At 61.9% G+C, this 22,045-nt stretch carries 19 protein-coding genes and 1 pseudogene; 4 read left to right on the top strand and 16 right to left on the bottom strand.

What is annotated here, in order from left to right; genetic code table 11:
- Nucleotides 1–93: 93 nt before the first annotated feature.
- Both WI754_RS24220 and WI754_RS24215 read left to right on the top strand, forming a co-directional pair.
- Complete coding sequence (locus WI754_RS24220; RefSeq protein ID WP_341487824.1) at nucleotides 94–1,632, top strand: sugar ABC transporter ATP-binding protein; 1,539 nt, start codon at nucleotides 94–96, stop codon at nucleotides 1,630–1,632.
- 42 nt (nucleotides 1,633–1,674) lie between these two features.
- Nucleotides 1,675–2,700: an ABC transporter permease gene (locus WI754_RS24215; protein ID WP_341487823.1), complete on the top strand. Its 1,026-nt coding sequence runs from the start codon at nucleotides 1,675–1,677 to the stop codon at nucleotides 2,698–2,700.
- 321 nt (nucleotides 2,701–3,021) lie between these two features.
- On the opposite strand, the gene pcaF is transcribed toward WI754_RS24215, so the two are convergent.
- From pcaF to WI754_RS24200, 3 genes are read right to left on the bottom strand one after another with little or no spacing between them, the layout of a single operon-like run.
- On the bottom strand, nucleotides 3,022–4,224 hold the full coding sequence (pcaF, locus tag WI754_RS24210) for a 3-oxoadipyl-CoA thiolase (RefSeq protein ID WP_341487822.1): 1,203 nt from the start codon (nucleotides 4,222–4,224) through the stop codon (nucleotides 3,022–3,024).
- Nucleotides 4,224–5,006, bottom strand: coding sequence for a CoA-transferase subunit beta (locus WI754_RS24205; protein WP_341487821.1), 783 nt, complete (start codon nucleotides 5,004–5,006; stop codon nucleotides 4,224–4,226). The genes pcaF and WI754_RS24205 overlap by 1 nt, the downstream gene beginning before the upstream one ends.
- Nucleotides 5,007–5,016: 10 nt before the next feature.
- A complete protein-coding gene (locus tag WI754_RS24200) occupies nucleotides 5,017–5,865 on the bottom strand; it encodes a CoA transferase subunit A (RefSeq protein ID WP_341487820.1) in 849 nt (282 codons plus the stop codon).
- Nucleotides 5,866–6,005: 140 nt separating this feature from the next.
- Between WI754_RS24200 and WI754_RS24195 the strand changes: the two genes are divergently transcribed.
- Nucleotides 6,006–6,761, top strand: coding sequence for an IclR family transcriptional regulator (locus WI754_RS24195; RefSeq protein ID WP_341487819.1), 756 nt, complete (start codon nucleotides 6,006–6,008; stop codon nucleotides 6,759–6,761).
- 136 nt (nucleotides 6,762–6,897) lie between these two features.
- On the opposite strand, the gene folD is transcribed toward WI754_RS24195, so the two are convergent.
- The 11 genes and pseudogenes from folD to WI754_RS24140 all read right to left on the bottom strand — a co-directional run bounded on the left by folD (nucleotide 6,898) and on the right by WI754_RS24140 (nucleotide 18,127).
- Nucleotides 6,898–7,797, bottom strand: coding sequence for a bifunctional methylenetetrahydrofolate dehydrogenase/methenyltetrahydrofolate cyclohydrolase FolD (gene folD, locus WI754_RS24190; RefSeq protein WP_341487818.1), 900 nt, complete (start codon nucleotides 7,795–7,797; stop codon nucleotides 6,898–6,900).
- A 3-nt stretch (nucleotides 7,798–7,800) separates the two neighbouring features.
- A complete protein-coding gene (gene purU, locus WI754_RS24185; RefSeq protein WP_341487817.1) occupies nucleotides 7,801–8,685 on the bottom strand; it encodes a formyltetrahydrofolate deformylase in 885 nt (294 codons plus the stop codon).
- A gap of 65 nt (nucleotides 8,686–8,750) precedes the next feature.
- Nucleotides 8,751–9,977: an FAD-dependent oxidoreductase gene (locus WI754_RS24180; RefSeq protein WP_341487816.1), complete on the bottom strand. Its 1,227-nt coding sequence runs from the start codon at nucleotides 9,975–9,977 to the stop codon at nucleotides 8,751–8,753.
- Nucleotides 9,978–10,028: 51 nt separating this feature from the next.
- Nucleotides 10,029–10,346 (bottom strand): MocE family 2Fe-2S type ferredoxin, encoded by a 318-nt coding sequence (locus WI754_RS24175; protein WP_341487815.1) that lies wholly within the window; start codon nucleotides 10,344–10,346, stop codon nucleotides 10,029–10,031.
- A 10-nt stretch (nucleotides 10,347–10,356) separates the two neighbouring features.
- Complete coding sequence (locus tag WI754_RS24170; RefSeq protein WP_341487814.1) at nucleotides 10,357–11,370, bottom strand: sterol desaturase family protein; 1,014 nt, start codon at nucleotides 11,368–11,370, stop codon at nucleotides 10,357–10,359.
- Between the two features lie 12 nt (nucleotides 11,371–11,382).
- Nucleotides 11,383–12,174 carry a 3-methyl-2-oxobutanoate hydroxymethyltransferase gene (locus tag WI754_RS24165; protein ID WP_341487813.1) on the bottom strand — a complete coding sequence of 264 codons (792 nt, stop codon included), beginning with the start codon at nucleotides 12,172–12,174 and terminating at the stop codon, nucleotides 11,383–11,385.
- 92 nt (nucleotides 12,175–12,266) lie between these two features.
- The gene (locus tag WI754_RS24160) at nucleotides 12,267–13,271 is read right to left on the bottom strand and encodes a LacI family DNA-binding transcriptional regulator (protein WP_341487812.1); all 1,005 of its coding nucleotides are present in this window, start codon (nucleotides 13,269–13,271) and stop codon (nucleotides 12,267–12,269) included.
- Nucleotides 13,272–14,053: 782 nt separating this feature from the next.
- Nucleotides 14,054–15,690 (bottom strand): annotated as a pseudogene (locus WI754_RS24155) (DHA2 family efflux MFS transporter permease subunit).
- Nucleotides 15,687–16,784, bottom strand: coding sequence for an HlyD family secretion protein (locus tag WI754_RS24150; RefSeq protein ID WP_341487811.1), 1,098 nt, complete (start codon nucleotides 16,782–16,784; stop codon nucleotides 15,687–15,689). Before WI754_RS24150 ends, WI754_RS24155 begins: the two are co-directional and overlap by 4 nt.
- A 97-nt stretch (nucleotides 16,785–16,881) precedes the next feature.
- Nucleotides 16,882–17,295 (bottom strand): cupin domain-containing protein, encoded by a 414-nt coding sequence (locus tag WI754_RS24145; protein ID WP_341487810.1) that lies wholly within the window; start codon nucleotides 17,293–17,295, stop codon nucleotides 16,882–16,884.
- Between the two features lie 79 nt (nucleotides 17,296–17,374).
- Nucleotides 17,375–18,127, bottom strand: a complete 753-nt coding sequence (locus tag WI754_RS24140; protein ID WP_341487809.1) for an SDR family oxidoreductase — start codon at nucleotides 18,125–18,127, stop codon at nucleotides 17,375–17,377.
- 244 nt (nucleotides 18,128–18,371) lie between these two features.
- Between WI754_RS24140 and WI754_RS24135 the strand changes: the two genes are divergently transcribed.
- On the top strand, nucleotides 18,372–19,964 hold the full coding sequence (locus tag WI754_RS24135) for a winged helix-turn-helix domain-containing tetratricopeptide repeat protein (RefSeq protein WP_341487808.1): 1,593 nt from the start codon (nucleotides 18,372–18,374) through the stop codon (nucleotides 19,962–19,964).
- Nucleotides 19,965–20,018: 54 nt separating this feature from the next.
- Here WI754_RS24135 and WI754_RS24130 read toward each other — a convergent pair whose 3' ends face one another.
- Together WI754_RS24130 and WI754_RS24125 are read right to left on the bottom strand one after the other, a co-directional pair.
- Nucleotides 20,019–21,077 (bottom strand): IS630 family transposase, encoded by a 1,059-nt coding sequence (locus WI754_RS24130; protein ID WP_341487807.1) that lies wholly within the window; start codon nucleotides 21,075–21,077, stop codon nucleotides 20,019–20,021.
- Nucleotides 21,078–21,168: 91 nt separating this feature from the next.
- Nucleotides 21,169–22,032 carry a class I SAM-dependent methyltransferase gene (locus WI754_RS24125; protein WP_341487806.1) on the bottom strand — a complete coding sequence of 288 codons (864 nt, stop codon included), beginning with the start codon at nucleotides 22,030–22,032 and terminating at the stop codon, nucleotides 21,169–21,171.
- Between the last annotated feature and the right edge of the window lie 13 nt (nucleotides 22,033–22,045).

The raw sequence follows: 22,045 nt of genomic DNA, 5'->3' as shown, positions 1-22,045 counted from the left end.
GACGCGCTGCGCGCCCGATGAAACCACGAGAGAACCCCTAATGCCTGCGGGCACGGGTTCCGGCCGATGAGGCGACAGGGAGGCATCAGAACAATGGTCAGTCCGACAACGATGGCGGCGGTGCGTGCGAGTGGGGCGGTGCCGAATGCGGAATATCTGCTTGCCGTTGAAGGCGTGCGCAAGGAGTTTCCGGGCGTGGTGGCGCTCGACGATGTGTCGTTCCGGCTGAAGCGCGGCACGGTGCACGCGCTGATGGGCGAGAATGGCGCCGGCAAATCGACGCTGATGAAGATTCTCGCCGGCATCTACACGCCCGACCGGGGCGAGGTGAGGTTCAAGGGCGTCGACATCCAGCTGAAATCGCCGCTGGATGCGCTGGAAAACGGCATCGCGATGATCCATCAGGAGCTCAACCTGATGCCATTCATGACGGTCGCGGAAAACATCTGGATCCGCCGCGAACCGTTGACCCGTCTCGGCTTCGTCGATCACCGCGAGATGAACCGGATGACGGCGGCGCTGTTTACGCGGCTGAACATCGCGCTCGATCCGCAGTCCGAGGTGCGCGACCTGTCGATCGCCAACCGCCAGATGGTCGAGATCGCCAAGGCGGTGTCGTACGAGTCCGACGTTCTGATCATGGACGAGCCGACCTCGGCGCTGACCGAGCGCGAGGTCGCGCATCTGTTTGAGATCATCCGCGACCTGCGCAGCCAGGGCATCGGCATCGTCTACATCACCCACAAGATGAACGAGCTGTTCGAGATCGCCGACGAGTTCTCGGTGTTCCGCGACGGCAAGTATATCGGCACGCATGCCTCGAGCGATGTGACGCGCGACGACATCATCCGCATGATGGTCGGCCGCGAGATCACCCAGATGTTCCCGAAGGAGGAGGTGCCGATCGGCGACGTCGTCTTGTCGGTCAAGGACCTGTGCCTGAAGGATGTCTTCCACGATGTCTCGTTCGAGGTGCGCGCCGGCGAAATCCTCGGTGTTGCCGGTCTGGTCGGTTCCGGCCGCTCGAATGTCGCCGAAACGCTGTTCGGCGTGACGCCGGCCACCTCCGGCTCGGTCCGGATCAACGGCAAGCCGGTGGCGATCGCCTCGCCGACGCAAGCGATCAAACACCGCATGGCGTTCCTGACCGAGGACCGCAAGGACACCGGCTGCCTTTTGATCCTCAACATTCTGGAAAACATGCAGATCGCCGTGCTGCAGGACAAGTTCGTGACGATGGGCTTTGTCGACGAGAAGGGCGTCTCGGCGCAATGCGAGGAGATGGCCCGCAAGCTGCGGGTGAAGACGCCGAACCTTGAGGAGCGCATCGAGAACCTCTCCGGCGGCAACCAGCAGAAGGCGCTGATTGGCCGCTGGCTGCTGACCAATCCGCGCATCCTGATCCTTGACGAGCCGACCCGCGGCATCGACGTCGGCGCCAAGGCGGAAATCCACCGGCTGGTGACGGAGCTGGCCCGCGACGGCGTCGCCGTCATCATGATCTCGTCGGAAATGCCCGAGGTGCTCGGCATGAGCGACCGCATCATGGTCATGCACGAAGGCCGGGTCACCGGGTTCCTTAATCGGGCCGAAGCCAGCCAGATCAAGGTAATGGAACTTGCAGCGCAGTGATGGCGCGCGTTTGAAAAAATGGCCATCAGGGAGGATACGACTATGAGCATCAAAGCAGAGGCCTCGGGCACCACGCTGACGCCGACGGCGAGCAAGCGGCGCATCCCGCCGGAATTCAACATTTTCCTGGTGCTGATCGGCATCGCGCTGGTCTACGAGGTGCTCGGCTGGATCTTCGTCGGCCAGAGCTTCCTGATGAACCCACAGCGCCTGACGATCATGATCCTGCAGGTGGCGGTGATCGGCATCATCGCCGTCGGCGTCACCCAGGTGATCATCACCGGCGGCATCGATCTGTCCTCCGGCTCGGTGGTCGGCATGACGGCGATGATCGCCGCCAGCGTCGCGCAGGCCTCGACCTGGCCGCGGGCGCTGTATCCGTCGCTGACCGACCTGCCGGCGATCGTGCCGATCGGCCTTGGCCTCGGCATCGGCCTGTTGGCCGGCGTCATCAATGGCCAGTTGATCGCCCGCACCAAGATCCCGCCCTTCATCGCCACGCTCGGCATGATGGTCTCGGCCCGCGGCCTGTCGAAGTGGTACACCAAGGGCCAGCCGGTGTCGGGCCTCACCGACCAGTTCAACTTCATCGGCACCGGTATCTGGCCGGTCGTCGTCTTCCTTGTCGTCGCGCTGATCTTCCACATCGCCCTGCGCTATACCCGCTACGGCAAGTTCACCTATGCGATCGGCGCCAACGTCCAGGCGGCCCGGGTCTCGGGCATCAATGTCGAGGCGCATCTGATCAAGGTCTATGCGATCGCCGGCATGCTGGCGGGGCTGGCCGGCGTCGTGACGGCGGCCCGCGCCCAGACGGCGCAGGCCGGCATGGGCGTGATGTACGAACTCGATGCGATCGCCGCCACCGTCATCGGCGGCACCTCGCTGACCGGCGGCGTCGGCCGCATCACCGGCACGGTGATCGGAACGGTGATCCTCGGCGTCATGACCTCCGGCTTCACCTTCCTGCGCGTCGACGCCTACTACCAGGAAATCGTCAAGGGCCTCATCATCATCGCCGCCGTCGTCGTCGACGTCTATCGACAGAAGAAACGCAAGACTGCGTAATCAGTCGTTTTTTCCTCGATCGCATCACTTGCCTCTCCCCAAGCGAAGCGATCGAGGCGGTGGGCAAGGCGGTGCGGCCTTTGCCCCAAGAGCGCGGTAGCGGCAATCTTGCTGCTGCCGCGTCTTTTTATCCGCCCTCCCCTCCCCGCCTTTGGTGCGGGATTGGGCGACGTTGCTGGCACGGTCTTCCGTATCGGCCATCTTGGCGGCATGACCGATGTAATGGCATTTTCAGGAATAAGGAAGAGACGGGAGCTGAGGATTGCTCTTGGATCGTTGAGAACGAAAACGGCGGCCGAGTATTGCCGCCGTTTTTAATATTCACACGCGCTCCAGCGCAACCGCAATGCCCTGCCCTACCCCGATGCACATGGTCGACAGCGAATAGCGGCCGCCTCTCAGGTTAAGTTCGAGCGCCGCCGTGCCGGTGATCCGGGCGCCGGACATGCCGAGCGGATGGCCAAGAGCGATGGCGCCGCCGTTGCGATTGACACGCGGATCGTCGCCGGCGATGCCAAGCTCGCGCAGCACGGCCAGCCCCTGGGACGCGAAAGCTTCGTTGAGTTCGATGACATCGAAATCCTTCGCCTGCAGTCCGAGCCGCGCCATCAGTTTGCGCGACGCCGGAACGGGACCGATGCCCATGATACGCGGCGGCACGCCGGCCGCCGCGCCACCCATGATGCGCGCAATCGGCGTCAGGCCATATTTCTTCGCTGCGGCTTCGGAGGCGATGATGAGCGCGGCGGCACCGTCATTGACGCCGGAGGCATTGCCCGCGGTGACCGACCCGCCTTCACGGAACGGCGCCTTGAGCTTGGCGAGCACCTCAATCGTGGTTGCGCGCGGATGCTCGTCCTTGTCGACGACGACAGCATCGCCCTTGCGCTGTGGGATCGTGACGGAGGTAATCTCCTGCCCCAACCGTCCGCTTTCCTGTGCGGCTGCCGCCTTGTTCTGCGAGCGGACGGCAAAGGCATCCTGATCCTCACGGCTGACCTTGTAATCCTCGGCAACGTTCTCGCCGGTTTCAGGCATGGAATCGACACCGTATTGCTTCTTCATCAGCGGGTTGACGAAACGCCAGCCGATGGTGGTGTCATGGATTTCGGCGGAGCGGGAAAAGGCGCTTTCCGCCTTGGGCATGACAAAGGGTGCGCGCGACATGCTCTCGACGCCACCGGCGATCATCAGCTCCGCCTCGCCCGCGCGAATGGCGCGTGCGGCTGCGATGACGGCGTCCATGCCCGAGCCGCAGAGCCGATTGATCGTCGTACCGGAGACTTCGAGTGGCAGGCCCGCGAGCAGCAGCGACATGCGGGCGACGTTGCGATTGTCTTCGCCGGCCTGGTTGGCGCAGCCGAAGACCACGTCATCGATGGCCTGCCAATCGACGGAAGCATTGCGCTCCATCAGCGCCCGCAACGGGACAGCACCGAGATCGTCGGCACGAACGGACGACAGCGCGCCGCCGAAGCGGCCGATCGGGGTGCGGATATAGTCGCAGATATAGGCTTCAGCCATCACGCAGCCTCCTTATCGCCCTGATGGGCCTTCTTCGTGCGGGCGTTGATGTCGCGCAACGTCTCCAGCTCGGTCTCGGTCGGTACGGGCGTCTCGATTACCTGATCTGCGAACTTGATAGGCCAGCCGCAATTCTCGACGATCTGCTCGCGCGTCACGCCCTTATGGATCGAGACGACAGTCAACTCCTTGGTGACGGGATCAGGTTCCAGGATGCAGAGATCGGTGATGACGCGGGTCGGGCCCTTGGTCTTCATGCCCAGCCGTTCGCGGTGGTTGCCGCCTTCACCGTGTCCCATCGAGGTGATGAAATTCAGCTTGTCGACGAAACCGCGTTTGGAGAGTGCCATGGTGATGAAGATCTGGCCACAATTGCTGGCGATCTCCGGCGCACCGCCGCCGCCGGGCAGGCGGACCTTCGGCTGCTCATAGGGACCGACCACCGTAGTGTTGAGGTTGGCGAACCTGTCGATCTGGGCGCCGCCGAGGAAGCCGGTGGTGATGCGTCCGCCCTGCAGCCAGTAGCGGAACATCTCGGGCACCGAGACCGTGAAGAGGGCGGTGTCGCACAGTTCGCCGTCACCGATCGACAGTGGCAGCACATCCGGCTTCGTCCCGACCGTGCCGCTTTCGTAGATCAGCGTGATATCCGGCGCATGGGTGAGGCGGGCGACGTTACAGGCGGCCGAGGGCGCGCCAATACCGACGAAGCAGACGTCGTCATTGGTGAGCGCGCGGGCAGCGGCGATGGTCATCATTTCGGTGGGGGTGAAATCACTCATCGTTACCTCCTCACGCAGCTTTCTTCGCATGCTTGGCAAAGTCTTCCGGAGCGGCCTTCATGACGTTTTCGTCAATCCATTTCTGGAAGCTGTCACGATCGCGGGCGATCTCGTCCCAGGCGATGTAGAATGCGTTGGACCGCGGGTAGTAGCCCTGCGCATAGGACGGGAAGGCGCCGCCGGGTACCTCGACAACGTTCGTTACCGCCCAGGACGGCAGGACGACGGAATTGGGCGACGGCGGGTTCAATTCATCGACGATTTCCTCGACAGTGACGATCGAGCGTTTCGCTCCCAGCACGGCTTCCTTCTGGACGCCGACTATACCCTCGAGCAGCACATTGCCTTTCCGGTCGGCTCGCAGCGCATGGATGATCGTCACGTCCGGGCGAATGGCCGGAACGGCAGCCAGGACCTCGCCGGTGAAGGGGCAGGTGACCTGCTTGATATTCGGGTTTACCTTGGGCAAGTCGGCGCCGATATAACCGCGAAGCATCGCGAAGGGAAGGTTGGCCGCACCTGCCTCGTAAGCATTGGCCATCGCCGCATGGCTGTGTTCTTCGATTTCAAGAGGGCGCGGCCACTGGTTCTCCACGGCGTCGCGAAAACGATGCAGCGAGCCGACGCCGGGATTTCCGCCCCAGGAGAACTTCATGCCGCGTGCAGTACCCGCGCCGATCAGCTGGTCATAGAGAATGTCGGGCGTCATACGGATCAGGAAGAGATCCTTCTTGCCCTGCCGGATCACCTCATGCCCGGCGGCATAAGGGATCAGATGGGTGAACCCCTCCATGGCGACCGTATCGCCGTCTTTCACATTCTCGGAAATGGCTTCCGCCAGCGAAGTCAATCGCGCCAAGGCATTCTCCTCCTCAGGGTCTCAGGTTTGGTGTGGCGCAAATAAGCGCTCAAATCCGCCAGCCGTCAAATATTTTGTGCGTTATTTGACATTTGTTCGTATATCGCACATACTAGGCTGGTTTTAGAGTGGAGGTCGTTATGCGAGAATCGGATTTTGTCAGTGGTTTTGCCCGAGGACTGACGGTCATCGAAGCCTTTGGAGAAACACGGCCAAGGCTGACTATTGCCGAAGCTGCAAAGCTCACAGACCTCGACCGCGCGACGGTGCGGCGCTGTCTCTTGACGCTCGCCGAGCTCGGCTACGCAGACTACGACGGCAAGTTCTTCACGCTGACGCCGAAGGTCCTGCGGCTCGGACATGCCTACCTGTCCGCCACGCCTCTGCCGCTGTTGATTCAGCCTTACCTCGATCACCTCTCTGAAAAAGCGGGACAAAGCGCATCGGCCTCCGTGCTGGACGGAACCGATGTCGTCTATATCGCCCGCGCCTCGCAGAAGCGCGTCATGTCGATCAACCTGTCGCCAGGCTCGCGTTTGCCGGCCTATTGCGCCTCGATGGGACGCGTCCTTCTGGCAGCCTTGCCGGAAGCGGAAGCGCGCAACATCCTCGATCGCTCGGACCTCAAGGTCAACACGCCGCTGACGAAGACCGATCCGGACGTGCTGATGGAAGAATTGCGCCGTGTCCGTGCCGAAGGTTACGCCGTAATCGACCAGGAACTGGAACTTGGCCTTTGCTCGATCGCCGTCCCGGTCGAAAACGACCGCAGCCGTGTCGTTGCTGCGATCAATATCGGCGCACCTGCCGTCCATGTGCCAGCAGCCGAGATGGCTGCACGTTATCTGCCGCTGTTGATGGAGGCGCAAAAGGCGCTGAGACTGGTGCTGCGGTAGGCGACTCGCTGTAAAAGCTCTCAGGAGCCTCAATATATTTTGACGAACTCAAGCGTTCCCTGCGCAACGACCGCCTAGGCGCCTGATTTGCTCATGGACAACATTCCGAGCTCCCTTCTGGGACGTGGCGCGCCGGCTAGAATTCGGGTGGCGCCATACCGACTGAACGAAATGCCGCGATCACGGTGTTTGCCATCAGCATGGCGATGGTCATCGGGCCGACGCCACCTGGAACCGGCGTGATGACGCTGGCAACTTTTGCGCATTCCTCGAAGGCGACATCACCGACCAGGCGGAACCTACCATCACCGCGTTCGGGAGCGGCAATACGGTTGATGCCGACATCGATGACAGTCGCGCCGGGCTTGACCCAATCGGCCTTGACCATTTGCGGGCGTCCGACGGCGGCAACGAGGATATCGGCGCCACGGCAGACGCCAGGCAGATCCTTGGTGCGCGAATGCGCAACCGTCACCGTCGCGTTGGCCGCCAAAAGCAGTGCCGCCATCGGCTTGCCGAACAGGTTGGAGCGGCCGATGACGACAGCGTTGAGACCGGAAAGATCCTCACCATGCGTGCGCTTGACGAAGACCATGGCGCCAGCCGGCGTGCAGGAGACGAGACCGCCATCGAGATCGCCGGTCGCGACCTTGCCGGCATTGACGACGTGCAGACCGTCGACGTCCTTTTCAGGCAGGATGGACTGGATGATCGGGTCGGAGTTGAGATGTTTGGGCAGCGGAAGCTGCACGAGGATACCGTGCAGGCTTTCGTCCTTGTTCAAGGTCTGCACCAGCGCCGCGAGTTCCTCCTGCGTCGTTTCCTCCGGCAGCGTATGCTGCACCGAGGTAAAACCGCACTCCTTGGCCATCTTGCTCTTAGCCGAGACATAGGCATGGCTTGCCGGATCGTCGCCAACGATAACCACGGCCAGACCGGTCTTGACGCCGGTCTGTTCCTGCAGCGCCTCAGACGCGGTTTTTACGGCTTCAATGACTGAAGTGGCTACCTGTCTTCCATCAATAATGGATGCCATAGCTCAGCCCATGCGCTCGGACGCATAGGAGCCCGGGCTTGCCGGGAAGACGACGGTGCGGTTGCCGTTGATGAAGGTGCGGTGGTGGATGTGGGCGTGCACGGCCCGGGCCAGCACTTGGCTTTCGACGTCGCGGCCGATCGAGACATAGTCCTCGGCCGACTGCGCATGGGTGATGCGGGCGATATCCTGCTCGATGATCGGGCCTTCATCGAGGTCAGCGGTGACGTAGTGCGCCGTCGCACCGATCAGCTTGACGCCGCGCTCATAGGCCTGCTTGTACGGGTTGGCACCCTTGAACGACGGCAGGAAGGAGTGGTGGATGTTGATGATCTGGCCCGACATCTTCTGGCACATGGAATCCGACAGAATCTGCATGTAGCGGGCCAGCACGATCAGTTCGGTACCGGTCTGCTCGACCACGTCCATGATGCGGGCTTCGGCCTGCGCCTTGTTGGCCTTGGTCACCGGGATGTGGTGGAAGGGGATGTCGTGGTTGACGACCACCTTCTGGTAGTCAAAGTGGTTGGAGACGACGCCGACGATGTCGATCGGCAGCGCGCCGATCTTCCAGCGATAGAGCAGGTCGTTGAGGCAGTGGCCGAAGCGCGACACCATCAAAAGCACCTTCATGCGGTGCCCGCTGTCGTGGAACTGCGCTTTCATCTTAAAGCGCTCGGTGACGGCGGCGAAGCCCGTTTCCAGTTCCTCTTGCGTGATGCCTTCCTGGCTGGCGAAACTGAGGCGCATGAAGAACAGGCCCGTTTCGAGGTCGTCGAACTGCGAACTGTCGACGATGTTGCAACCCTTCTCGGCGAGATAGCCGGTGATCGCGGCGACGATGCCGCGGGTCGATTTGCAGGAAACGGTAAGCACATAGGAGGTCATGACAATCCTCAGTCGAGACCGCAACCGCGCGGGCTATTCAGGTTGATATTGACAAGGTGAAAGGATCAGGCGGCGAGCAGTTGTTTCAGCTTGATCTCGGGTGCGGCGAGCGCGGCGGGATCGGGATGGCGGCCGGCGGCGATCAGCATCTCGGCGAGCCGGATATCGCGCGCGATCGCATTGCCCGGTCCGATGCCGCTTGCGGCAAGCAGGCGGCCATCGCCGGCCAGGTGAAAGAGAATGAATGCCTCGGCAGAAAGATCACGTCGAACCGTCGTCACAGCACCCTCGGCAAGCCCCGCGATCTGCAGTGTCAAGTCGTACTGATCCGACCAGAACCATGGAACGGAAGATATCGGCGCTTCGGCACCGGCCATGTTCGCGGCCGCAAGCTCGCCCTGCTCATGCGCATTGCGCCAGGATTCAAGCCGGATGCGCCGCCCGCCATAAAGACCAAGCGGATAGGAGCAGCAGTCACCGGCCGCGAAGATATCGGAATCGCTTGTGCGCAGATGCTGATCGACCGCAATGCCGTTGTCGATGGCAAGTCCGGCCGCATCGGCGAGCGCGACATTCGGCGCCGAGCCGATTCCGACGATCAGAAGGTTGGCCGCAATCACCCGGCCGTCTTCTAACGTGATGCGCACCTCGCTCGGCCGTTCCTCGATGGCGGCTATTTTAATACCGCAGAGAAGGTCCACGCCCGCGCCGCGATGGCGGTTGCAGACGACCTCGGCGATTTCGGCCGGGACGCCGCGGGTAAGCACGCGCGGCAGGCCTTCGAGAAGCGTGACGCTTGCACCGAGTTTTCGGGCGCTAGCGGCAAGCTCGAGGCCGATGAAGCCTCCGCCGATGATCGCGATATGGCTGCCTTCGGCCATATGCGGGCGGATGGCCGAGGCATCGGCATGGCTGCGCAGGACGCGGATTCGGCCGTCCGAACACGGCGCCGCCGGCAGTTCCCGTGCACTGGCACCAGTCGTCAAAAGAAGCTTGTCATATGGAAGCCGAGAGCCGTCCGACAGCACTACGCTTCTTCCGGCCCGGTCGATTGCAGCAACCGACACGCCGATGATTGTTCGGATGCCCTCCGCCTCGAAGCGGGCGGCATCGGCAACGAACTTCGGCCCGGCGCCCGCAACGATGGCATCCTTGGAGAGTGGTGGCCGCTCATAGGGCAAAAGCGGTTCCGTACCGACAAGCGTGATAGCGCCGTCGAAACCCCGTTCACGCAGCGCAAAGGCTGCGCGTGCGCCGCACTCCCCGGCGCCCACGATGACAAAAGAGGACATGACTAAGCCTCGCGTGAAAGAGAAAGTAAAAACGCGGTCCGACTGGATGCTTCAGCCCGGCAATTCGACCAGCACCGCCCCGTCCTCGATGCGCGCCGGGTAGACATTGAGGTTCTTGCATGCCGGCAAGCGCTTGGCCTCGCCGGTGCGGTAATCGAACATACCGGAATGTTTGGGGCATTCGACCTCGTAGTCCATCACGAGTCCATCGGCGAGGTGGATCGCCTCATGGGTGCACAGTCCGTCGGTGCAGAACACCTCGTCGTCCGGTGAACGATAGAGCGCATAGGTCCGGCCGGAGTGGTCGAAGCGGCGTGCTCCTTCCTGTTCGATGTCGTCGAGGCGGCAGGCGGGAATCCAGTTGGTCATGATGTCCTCGTCACTTCGCGGTGGTCGCCGCATTGGCGCGGGCCTTACGCTTTTCATATCGTGCCTGCATCCGCGCATCGCCTTCCTTGGTCCCGTCGTGCCAGGTGCCGAACAACTTGTCGAAAGGCACGAGGCCGTCGCCGTAGTTCACCTCGAAAAACTTATGGTGCAGGTAATGGGTATAGGCATGGCTATCGATCGCAGCCTCCTCGCCCAGTTCGATCTTGTCGAAACCGAGATGGCCGACGACCGCCCCGAAGCCGGAATAGTGCAACTGATAGATCGCAAGGATGGGGTTTGACGGGATGAGTACGTGAATCAAAGCCGACGAGAAATAGAGCAGTTGCTCGACCGGATGCATCGACAGTGACGACCAGGGGGATGGATTGACCGAATTGTGGTGTACGGAATGGATCCACCGATAAAGCGGCGCCCAGTGAATCAGCCGATGGATCGCGAAGAAATGCGCCTCATGGAAGATCGGCATGACAAGCGCGATGCCGAACAGGTACCAGGGGTTCTCGGCGAAGGACACCCACGGCACGAGCCCATTGGCATAGGCATAGAGAATACCGACCTCCAGTGCCGTCCAGATCGGAAGAGCCATGCCGAAGGTCCGGATGATGCCGTCGGCATTCTGGCTGTTGAAGAGGAAGACCGAGTTCTTGTTGTCGCCGGGAAACTTGCCATTGTACTTGAAGCGGTTTCCCTGGGCACGAAAGACATAGAGGCGCAGCTCGAACGCGCCGTAAAACAAGAACACGGCAACGCAGTTGACCACGAAGAGCCGCAAGATCCAGGTCCAGAGGAGCGTTTTCATGATCTCCGTTTCCGGCACGACAAACTGCCAGTAGGCGACAGCCGAGGCGGCGAAGAGCACGTTCCAAGGGAGGAAATAGTGCGGTAGCCATTTCAGGAAAGCGAGTGGCTTCGGAGGCAGAGTGAAGACGGGGGCCGTCTCTATCTGTCCGTCGGGAGCCCAATCGCCCCGCTTGTTGCGTTTGCCAAAGGTCAGGTCATCCATTGGGATTCTCCGTCAGATCGATTGGGCGAGAGTGGAGAAGCGTTCGAAGGCGGCGTCATCCATGTCCACCTGATGCTTCGCTTCGGGGTAGGCGCCGCTGGCAACATCGGCAGCAAATGCGCGAAAGGCTTCTACGCGTTTTGTCTGCAGCTCGGCCATGAGGGCCACGAAATCGGCGTAACGTTTGGCGTGGCGGGGATAGTGATCCGCATGTGTGCCAAGCACGTCCGACGAGAAGAGATACTGCGTGTCGCAGGCCGATCCGCAGCCCATGCCCATGGTGATCATCGGCGTGTTGCGGGTGATGTACTCGGCGAGCCGGACCGGCACCACTTCGACCTCGATCGCTGCGGCACCCGCATTCTCTAGGTCCTTTACCGCGCGCAACACACGGAGCGCCTCCTCGGGTGTCCTGCCGATCGCTCGGAAATTCGTCCATGTGGCACGGTTCGGCACGAGCCCGACATGGCCGGTAACCGGAACGCCTTCCCGCGCCATCGCCTCGATGAAATAGGGAGAATGGGAACAATAGATCGAGTCGGCACCACGCTTCAGCATCTGGAATCCGAGACGGACCGCCTCTTGTTGCGACGAGACGGCGCCGTGTGGCATGCCCACCGACAGGAAGGCAAACGGCACCGCCGAGCGAATGCCTTCGAGATTGTGGTCGGGCTCGCAGGACAGGATGGTGATCCCGCACTCCACCGCCGCCGCCGCTTCCTCGGCATTGTCCACATGCAACTGGAGCCACTTGCGTGAGCCTTTTTGGCTCTGCAGGTCATGGACCGTAGTGCGTCTTGTCATCAGATCTCCCCCTCGACTTGTGGGAAGATCATAGTCTGCAGGCGAGGCGTCCGCCGCTGGTTTCTTGATCACATCAGATCAAGTGCTCGGTGTTAGAGATTTTCCCGAGTGATCGTGACGAACCGGATCGGATCATTGGAGACGGGCTCGCTGACGAGGCCGAGGCGGGCAAGCATCAGATCGAGCGCGCGGCGCGCCTGAGCCTCCGGCGCCTGGTCTAACACCACGGACATGACCCCCTCCCGCAAGGCCGCCGCACTGCGCTCGGTGAGTTCATGGCCGACGAAGAAGATCTCCCGGCCGCGTGGGTGCTTGTGTAGGACCGATGCGAGCGAGGAATTGGCGCCGCCGGCATTGTAGAAGCCCACCAGATCCGGCCAGGCCTTGAGCGCCTCTGCCAGCATTTCGGCGCTACGGATAGCCTCGTCCTGCCCAAAAAGAACGGCGGCGAATTCTATTCCGTCGCGCGGATGTTCGGAAAAATAGTCGGAGAAGCCGCGGATGCGGTCGCGGTGAACCTGGTATATCTGGCTGTGACAGAGTGCGACGACCGTACCGTTCCGCGACTGCATGCGCGAGGTAAACAGGCCGGCGCTTCGCCCGGCCGCGTAGTTGTCGATCCCGACATAGCTCGCCTCGACGCTTTCTGCGCGTGTGACGATCTGGATGATCGGAACGCCTTCGGCCTCGACAGAATGAAGCGCGGCCCGGACCTCCGGTTGGTCGGGTGCAGCGACGATGAGGCCGGCACGGTTTCCCTCAGGTCTTGCGATCCACGCCGCGATGCCGCGCGGATCGTGCTCATCCAAGAAAGTGCGATGCACCGCGATCGTCGAATCGAGCAAAGCGGCGATTCGCCCGAAGGCCTTCGCGAGTCGGGAGTAGAACGTTGTTTCCGGTCGCATGAGAAGGACATCAATACGCACGATCCCGCGATGGAGGTCTGGCAGCCGCTTCGGATAGTCGAGCGCTCGTGCGGCGGCAGTGACCTTCTCCACAAGAACGGGCCGCACTCCACCGCGCCCGTTCAGGACCCGTTCGACGGTTGCCGTTCCGACGCCGGCAAGGCGCGCGATATTCTGGAATGTTGGCTTCATCTTTTGTGTTCAACCTCGGCGGTCGTCTTTCGGATTCTGATTAAGGATAGAGAGAACGAGTGATACAGCAAAGTGAGATGACGATTTCGAGCGCTCGGTCTGCACAAACAAACTTTTCAGGCGTATCGCTACGCGCTCCGAAAACTCGCCAGAAACTGGCTCGCCAATGCCACCATAGCCGCAATCAGTTTGTGGACCAGATCTTAGGAGTCTAGGTCCGAACCGTCGCCTGCATCGAGACGTGTCCGCGCTCCGGTAGTGAGAACTTTCGAAACCTCCGCCGCAACCTGCCGATCATCCAATAGTGATGCTTACGTCGCCTTTGTGATCGCGATTCAGAAACAATGACCGTTCTTCATGGCTCGTTGTTGCACTTTTTCATGGAATTCTCACTTTGGGACTGATTTTCACGAGCAGGTATTGAAATTCATGGATGCATTGCCACGGAAGCCATATTCGGACGCTGTGAGTGATTTTCCCGCGGCCTCTCGGATTGTTCAGCCCGACGCCGGATGTTGAGGTTTTGGCTCTCTGGACCTTTGTCGCAGCCGGAAGCCGACCTATCAGCGCCATCAATGTGAACCTTAGGAGCGATCTATCCCACGCTCTTCGACCATGAGATCTATGACGCGCCTGACAGGGGCGCTTGCTGGGAAAGATCGTCACGATCTTTTCATCGTCGTCAGCCTCGACCCAAATCACGGCCGGAGCCTCGTCCTGACATCGTGCGGGCTGTCAGCGAGGCTCTCGCTGACCCGAAGGACGTGTTGGGAGTATCCGATCTACTGGCAGTTGGCGTGGCCTGGCTCACGGTCCTGTTCCTTCGTCTTTAGCAACCGCGCAGCGCGCACTTTCGCGTATCGGGAGAGTCCGATCTTGATGCCGACCAGCACGGGCGCGGCGATGACAAAAAGCAGAGCGACTGCGTTGAACGCTGTGTCGAAGGCAATCACCATGGACTGACCTGTCACGACACGGCCTAGAAGGCTCGTCGCTGCCCGGGTAGCGGCCGCTGCGTCCATCCCTTTCGCCGTCAGCATGACTGTCGTGGTCGTAAGCCGTTCAACGACCGGGGGCCTCCCTGCGGTGACGTTAGCGCCGAGGACCGCGACATTGGCGACGACGTTATGGTCGATCAGTGTCTGGAGTGCTGCGACCCCCATAAGGCCACCGAGCTGGCGGCCCGTATTGAAGAAGCCGATTCCGGACGCGAGGTTTTGGCTGTCGAGTGGCTGAAAGCGATCAGAGTGATCGATAGAAACAGGAAGCCAAGGCCTAAGCCGCGCAACAGGATTGCTGCCATCATGTCATCCGCGCCGCTCTCGCCGGTCGAACCGGACAGCATCCACATTGCAACCATGATCATCAGGATTCCAAAGGGCACTGTGGCGAACGGAGGAACGCGGCGGACCTGCATGAGAAAGGCAGCAATGAGGAGCGCGCCGATGAAAAGCGCGCCACTCGGCAACAGGAGTTGGCCGGCATCGGTAGGCGTGAACGCAAGGACGGACACGGCAAAAGACGGAATCAGGAACGCGCTTCCGAACAATGCGGCGCCGGCGACAAAACTGACGATAAAGGCGAAGGAAAAATCGTCCGATTTGAACAAGGTAAAGTCGAGCAGGCCCTTGCCTTTGGCCATCACTTGTTGGCCGAGAAATGCCAGCAGAGTGGCTGCACCGATCACCGTCAGCCACTGGATGCGAGGTTCCTCGAACCAGTCCCATCGGCTGCCCTGGGTGAAGACGTAGGTGAAGCAGAAAAGCGTGACGGAGATCAGTGAGAAGCCGATCCAATCAAACGGACGGCGCACGGCCTTGGCGGGCATCGGATCGTCTGCGATCAGCAGAAATCCGGCAGCCGCGAGGGCCACCGGAACAATGCAGAAGAAGATCCAGGTCCAGGATTGGCTATCGAGCAACCACCCCTGAAGGGCCGGGGCGATCGTCGCGGGGGCAACGACCGCGCCCATTGCGAACAGGGCCTGGAGGATCGGTTGATGGTGTCGCGGGTAGGCGAGAAAAATGATCGCCTGGCCCGCGACAAGCAGCGTGCCTCCGGAGAAGCCTTGTATGATGCGGAGCGCGATCAGCAGGTCCAATCGAGTTGTGATGGCGGCAATGGCGCAGGCCGTGCCCATGACCAGGGTTGAGCTGACGATCAGACTACGCGGATTGATACGGTTCATCAGCCAGGAAGCGGATATGAATCCGATGAGCTTGAGAGTGGTGTATCCGACATCCAGCCAGGCGAACTCATCAGGAGTTGCATATGTGTCGCCGATGATATCGCCGCGCCCGAGTGACAGGACGGTGCTGGCGATCGCCTCCGTTAGCGTGGCAAGCACTATGCCCGCGACAAGAAGGGCTCCGGTCGTAGATCTGTCGCGGCTCGGCGTGGCGGTGACGGCTGTGGTCATGAGCCGCTTCCTTGGGCGATCTCGACACGCGCGGACAGGCCGGGCACAAGGCGGCCGGGCAACGGATTGTTGGCAATCCGGATCTTCACCGGAACGCGCTGGACGACGCGAACGAAGTTCCCTGTTGCATTGTCTGTGGGGAGCAAGCTGAAGGCAGACCCACTACCAGGAGCAAAGCTGTCAACCACGCCTTCAAGCGCCCCGGTCGGGTAGCCGTCGATGGTGATACGAACGCGCTGACCGGGCCGGATATGTTCGAGCTGGGTTTCCTTGAAATTCGCCACGACCCACACATCGTTGACTGGAACGATATCGAGCACGGAGACGCCTGGCGCAACAAACCGGCCAATGCGGACCTGGCGGTTGCCGATAACGCCGCCTACAGGCGCGCGTACCATGGTGCTCTCGATATCGATTTGGGCAAGATCGCGCGCGGCCTGCGCCTGGGCCACGGCAGCAACGGCAGCTTCACGCTGAGCGGCAAGGACGGCGATGCGTTGCCGCTGAGCCTCTACCGTTGCCGAGGCCGCCGACACGCCCGCCTCGGCTCTCGATCGCGCCGCGTCGCTTTCATCGACGTGGGCCTGGCTGACGGCGTTGCTGCGGATAAGTTCGCGTCGGCGGTCGTAGGCCTTGGTCGCGAGATTCACCTCGGCCACGGCCGAGCGTCTCTGGGCTTCGGCCTGCTGAATTAGGGCATGCTGAAGCTCGGTCTCCGCATCGACGTTGGTGAGGCGAGCTTGGGCAGCTTCGACATTGGCCACTGCTTGCGCAAGCCGTGCGCGGTAGTCCCGATCGTCGATCCGGAACAGGACGTCACCCGCTCGGGCGGTTTGGTTGTCCTCAACCTCTACCGCCGTGACGTAGCCCGCAACCCTTGGAGCGATCGAGGTAACATCCCCGCGGACATAAGCGTTGTCGGTCGACGTCTCGCCGCTCGAACGAGCCCTGGCCCATCCAGCAGCCACGACCACCACGGCGCCAAGGCACAGCAGCAAGCCGATTATCTTCTTCTTGTGGAGCCGCGCCACGCCGACACCGATCCGGGAGCTTTCGCCGGGGACGGTGGCGACCTTGTCCTCGAGTGAATCCATTGTCTCATTCCCTGTTGAATGCCGATGACCGCGCAGCAGCCCCAGGCGGCAGTACCTGCCGCCGAGCCGCCGGGCGTCGACGAGAGCTTCGATCAGTTCATTCCTTGGTGGGCGTGGTCAGTTCCTTTTCGTCGCTATCGAGGACGAACACGGCCACCAGGCGAGCAGGTTCCGTGTCGCTGGCGTTCGCGCTCACGCCGTGATGGGAGCCGGGCTCTTCGTAGAAGTTTTCGCCGGCGTTGTAGACCCGTTCGGGCGCGCCGTTGACGCTGCTGCGGATCGCGCCATCAAGAACCGTTGCATAGATGAAGGCGGAGTTCGGATGCGTGTGGGCCGGCGATGCGCCGCCCGGCTCGTATTCGACGAGCACACCCTTCATGCTCTTGCCGGGGACGTTGGGAAGAGCGCGGTCGAACACCACCGTCACCTTGCCCGCCGGCGGGTCGCCGGCCGAGGCTGCTGTGATCGAGAGCGATGCGAAAGCAACGGCCGAGAGAAATCGTGTCAACATTGCAATTCTCCTTGAAGAGGTCTGTCGTGAAGGCCGGCCGGTGAAGGGCCGACGACTTTCTGATTTGTCCGTGGTAGCCTCAGTGTGCGGCTTGCTGGCCGAGCCAGTCCTCGAACCGGATCGCGCCGATGCGCGGGTTCTTGCCGGGGGTCAGCGATTGATCGTCGAGAATGGCGCCGAAGTAGCGCGCGTGGACGTCCGGCACGACCTTCCGCGTGTCCTGCGTTGCGCGCAGGAAGCGCCTGACGAGTTCGTCAAGCGGGATGGCCTCCGGGCCTGCGACTTCGACCATACCGTTGACCGGCGGTGAGACCGAGACTTCAGCGAGCGCCGCTGCAACGTCGTCGGACGCGATCGGCTGGAACAGCGCCGGCGACAGGCGAATCTCGTCGCCGACGGCGGCCGACTGGGCAATGCCGCCGACAAACTCGAAGAACTGAGTGGCGCGCAGGATCGTGTAGGGAATGCCGGACGCCTTGATGAGGTTTTCCTGCGCGACCTTCGCCCGGAAATAGCCGTTGTCAGGTAGTCGTTCGCTACCAACAATCGACAGGGCAACATGGTGGCGGACGCCGGCGGCAGCTTCCGCTGCCAGCAGGTTACGACCCGACGTCTCGAAAAACTCGAGGACGGCTTTGTCTTCCCATACCGGCGCGTTCGCCACATCGACGACGACCTCAGCCTCATTCATTGCTTCAGCCAGGCCTTCGCGGGTGATGCTGTTCACGCCCGTGTTGGGGGAGGCTGCGAGCACGTCATGCCCGCGTTCCTTGAGGTTCTTCACGAGTTTCGTTCCGATGAGGCCGGTGCCTCCGATCACGACAATCTTCATGGCTTCTCTCCGTCTCAGCCGACCGCAACCATTGCCGTCGATGTGGGTTGAGAGTGCCTGGGCGCTCCGAGCAAGTCCTTGCCGTCGCCTTGAATTATCCTTCAGGAAAGCTTGGTTATTCATCCAAGACGGTTGCCCGATCGGGATGGAATGCTCTAACCACGCGTTGCCGTGCTATCAATGAGCGGAAACATTCGCCAGCTGCTCGGCTAAGGAGCCGAAGCGCTCAGCCAGGGGTGCCGACGTGCGGTTCATGTTTGGAGACTACGTGCTCGATCCAGGGCGCCGGGAACTGACCCTCTGCGGGCAAGTCGTAGCCGTGGGGCCAAAGGTTTTCGACCTACTGCTGCATCTCATCACGAACCGCGATCGCGTCGCCAGCAAGGACGACTTGCTGCAGGCAGTGTGGGGGGGCCGGATCGTCTCGGAATCGACGATCACCAGCCACATCAACGCGGTTCGCAAGGCAATCGGTGACAACGGTGAGGAACAGCGCCTGGTCCGGACGGTGGCCCGCAAGGGCTTCCGCTTCGTCGGCGAGATCAGTCCTGGCGAGGTTGGGGATGAGCGACAGCCCGATGGGCCGAACATCAAAGACGGCTCCGGCGAGCCAAGGGGCGCGCCGCCCGCGCTCGTCCTTCCCAACAAGCCCTCCATTACCGTCTTGCCCTTCCAGAACTTGAGTGGCGACCCGGAGCAGCAATATTTCACTGACGGCGTGGTGGAGGACATCATCACAGCCCTGTCGCGCGTCCGGTGGCTATTCGTCATCGCACGCAATTCCAGTTTCACCTACAAGGATCGCGCCGTGGACGTGAAGGAGGTGAGCCGGGAGCTTGGCGTGCGCTATGTGCTGGAAGGCAGCGTGCGCAAGTTGGGGAACAAGGTGCGCATTACCGGGCAGCTCATCGATGCAACGACGGGGACGCATCTCTGGGCAGAGCGCTTCGAAGGTACATTCGACGACATCTTCGAACTACAGGACCGGATCGCTGAAAGCGTCGTCGGCGCGATCGCTCCCCAACTCGAGCGGGCGGAGATCGAGCGCGCCAAGCGCAAGCCAACGGAAAGCCTGGACGCCTACGACTATTATCTGCGCGGCATGGCGAATTTGCATATCGGAACCCGCGAAGCAATCGAGGCGGCGCTGGCTTTGTTTTACAAGGCGATCGAGCTCGACCCTGAATTCGCTTCAGCCTATGGCGGGGCGGCCTGGTGCCATTTCTGGCGCAAGCTCAACGGTTGGATGACGGACCGGGCTGAAGAGATCGCCGAGGGCGGGCGCCTGGCGCGGCTGGCGGTGGAACTTGGCCGGAACGATGCGGTCGCGCTGACCAGAGGCGGCCACGCACTCGGTCACCTCACCGGCGACCTCGACGGCGGCATAGCACTCATCGACAGGGCACGGTTGCTCAATCCCAACTTCGCCCCGGCCTGGTTCCTCGGCGGCGTCCTGCGCGTTTTCCGTGGTGAAAGGGAAAGCGCAATCGAGGATCTCACTCATGCCGTTCGCCTGAGCCCGCTGGATCCGGAAATGTTCCGCATGCAGGCCGGGACGGCGCTCGCGCATTTCTTCTCCGGAAGCTACGATTCCGCCTTGGCCTGGGCAGAAAAGGCGCTCGGGAACCTGCCCAGCCTCCTGGTCGCGGTCGCCCTGGTAGCGGCAAGCCACGCGCTTGCCGGGCGTATCGACGAAGCGAGGCAGGCGATGCAGCGCCTGCGCACGCTCGATCCGTCGCTTCGCGTCTCCAATCTCAAGGACTGGCTCCCGATCCATCGCCCGGAAGATCTGGCGCGGTTCGCGGATGGACTACGGCTGGCCGGGTTGCCCGAGTGATCGCTGCACGCTCGGTCCTCGCCGATGTCTCACAGTAATACGCATCCTCATTGATCAGAACCCATTTGCCCAGTCTCTGCGCCCGATGGACATGATGCGCAAAGGCTGGGTTTCAAGTTTGCGCCAGGCATCGCAGCAATGGTCGACGATATTGTCGTAGGATTTGAAGATGCGGTTCGACAGCCAGTTCTCGCGCATGAAGAGCCAGAGATTTTTGACGGGGTTCTCCGACGATTTAGGCGGGAGGGGCAGGATCGTGATGTTGTCCGGCACGACGAGATTGTTGGACATGTGCCATCCCGCTTGGTCCATGACGAGGATGGCATGCGCGTCATCGGCAACATGATGGGATATTTCTGCAAGATGTTTGTTCATGGCGTAAGTATCACACCAGGGCATCACGAGAGCGGCAGCCTTGCCGAGCTTGGGGCAGATGGCACCGAAGATATAGGCTGAGCGTGTGCGCTGATCATGCGGCGCGGACGGCCTTGAGCCCCGCTTTGCCCAGCGGCGGGTGATCTTGTTCTTTTGACCGATCCGGGCCTCGTCCTGAAACCAGATTTCTATTCGCTTGCCTTGAGCGGCCCCGTTTGCGATCTGTGCCACTGCGGCAGGGGAAGTTTTTTTAAACGCCTCACTCGCTTGAGGGTCCTGCGCATGATGTTTCGGTCGCGCTGCCAGTTTGCGGTAGCCCATGGCACGCACCTCCCGGCTCAGCGTCTGTTCGCTCACCGACACACGAAACGCCTCCCAGAGCCACTGGGCCAGATCACACAGACGCCAGCGCACGACACCGTCGAGATAGGGCGTCGGTCCCTGTTCGATGGCCCTTGCCGGCGCCGTCCGCTGCGCATCGTTCAAGCGTGACTTGGGTCCGGGAGACTTGCCATCGATCAGCCCGTCGGGGCCATTCGCATTGAACCGCAAGACCCAGTCACGCACGATCTGAAGGGTGACATTGCCAAGACGCGCTGCATTCGAGCGCGAGCCTCCGCCATAGATCAAGGCAAGCGCCAAAAGACGACGCGCCTGCGCCGCATGCTTGCTCTTGCGGGCCAGACGCCGAAGACCTTCCGCGTCAAAATCCGCCCGTAATGAAATCGCTGCTCCCATCGCAAACCTCCCGTTTGCAACAGAGATTCTGATTCATCGTCATTTGGGAAGCTCAAGTGTCTAACTCAGCAAGAGGGCGTATTAATCCCTGTCAGCTTGCCGGATTGCGCGCCGTGACGATCCACGCCGCGCCGTCGATCATCACCGACCGCTCACCGGGGCAGCCCGCGAAGACGGCACGAACCGCAGCCGAGGCGCGGGCGCGGATATCGTCGGGCTGATCAGCGAGAGAGCGCGCCAGCGGGCCGACCTCGAGTGTCATCTTCACCGCGTCGTCGAGCGCCGCGTCCCGCGTCTCCCCCTTGCCGAACGGGATGGAGGCATCGAGGGGCGCGATAGCGACATCGGTGAAGCCAGCCACCGTTAGAATACGCGCCACCCGCCCCTGGTCGCCAAACGAGAACGGGCCGGGCGCTTCGGGACCGGGCGGCGTCATCGGCGGGAGGATGCCCTTCATCGCGCCCATCGGCAAGCGCACCCAATCGTTCTCGGCCATGCCGCGCCAGCAGACGAAAGCGACCCGCGCGTCCGGCTTGAGCGCACGGCGCATATGCGCGAACGCCGCCGTAGGATCGTCAAAGAACATCACTCCGAAACGCGAGAACAGGATGTCGAACGCGCCCTCGGGCAACTCGGTGCTGCTGGCGTCGGCCACCTGGAACACGGCCGGCGTATCCTGCGGCGCTAGCGCGCGCGCTCTGCCGATCAGCGGTTCGGATATGTCCACGCCTAGCACATGGCCCCCCGCGCCGACGCGGGCGGCCAGATCCAGACTAGACGCCCCCGCGCCGCAGCCGACGTCCAGCACGCGTTCGCCCATGGCGGGCGCGGCGGCTTCGATCGCGGCCTGGCCGAACACCGCCATCATGGCATCGAGCCGGGCCTGGTAAGTGACCCAGCGCTCCCCGCTTTGGCCTTTCCAGTCGGCTACCTGATAAACATTTTTCTCTGTCATGCCATATCCTTTG

The organism is Pararhizobium sp. A13 (assembly GCF_040126305.1).
Taxonomy (GTDB): Bacteria; Pseudomonadota; Alphaproteobacteria; order Rhizobiales; family Rhizobiaceae; genus Pararhizobium.
Note: the sequence above shows the minus strand (reverse complement) of the source record. Positions and strands in the feature narration are given on the sequence as shown.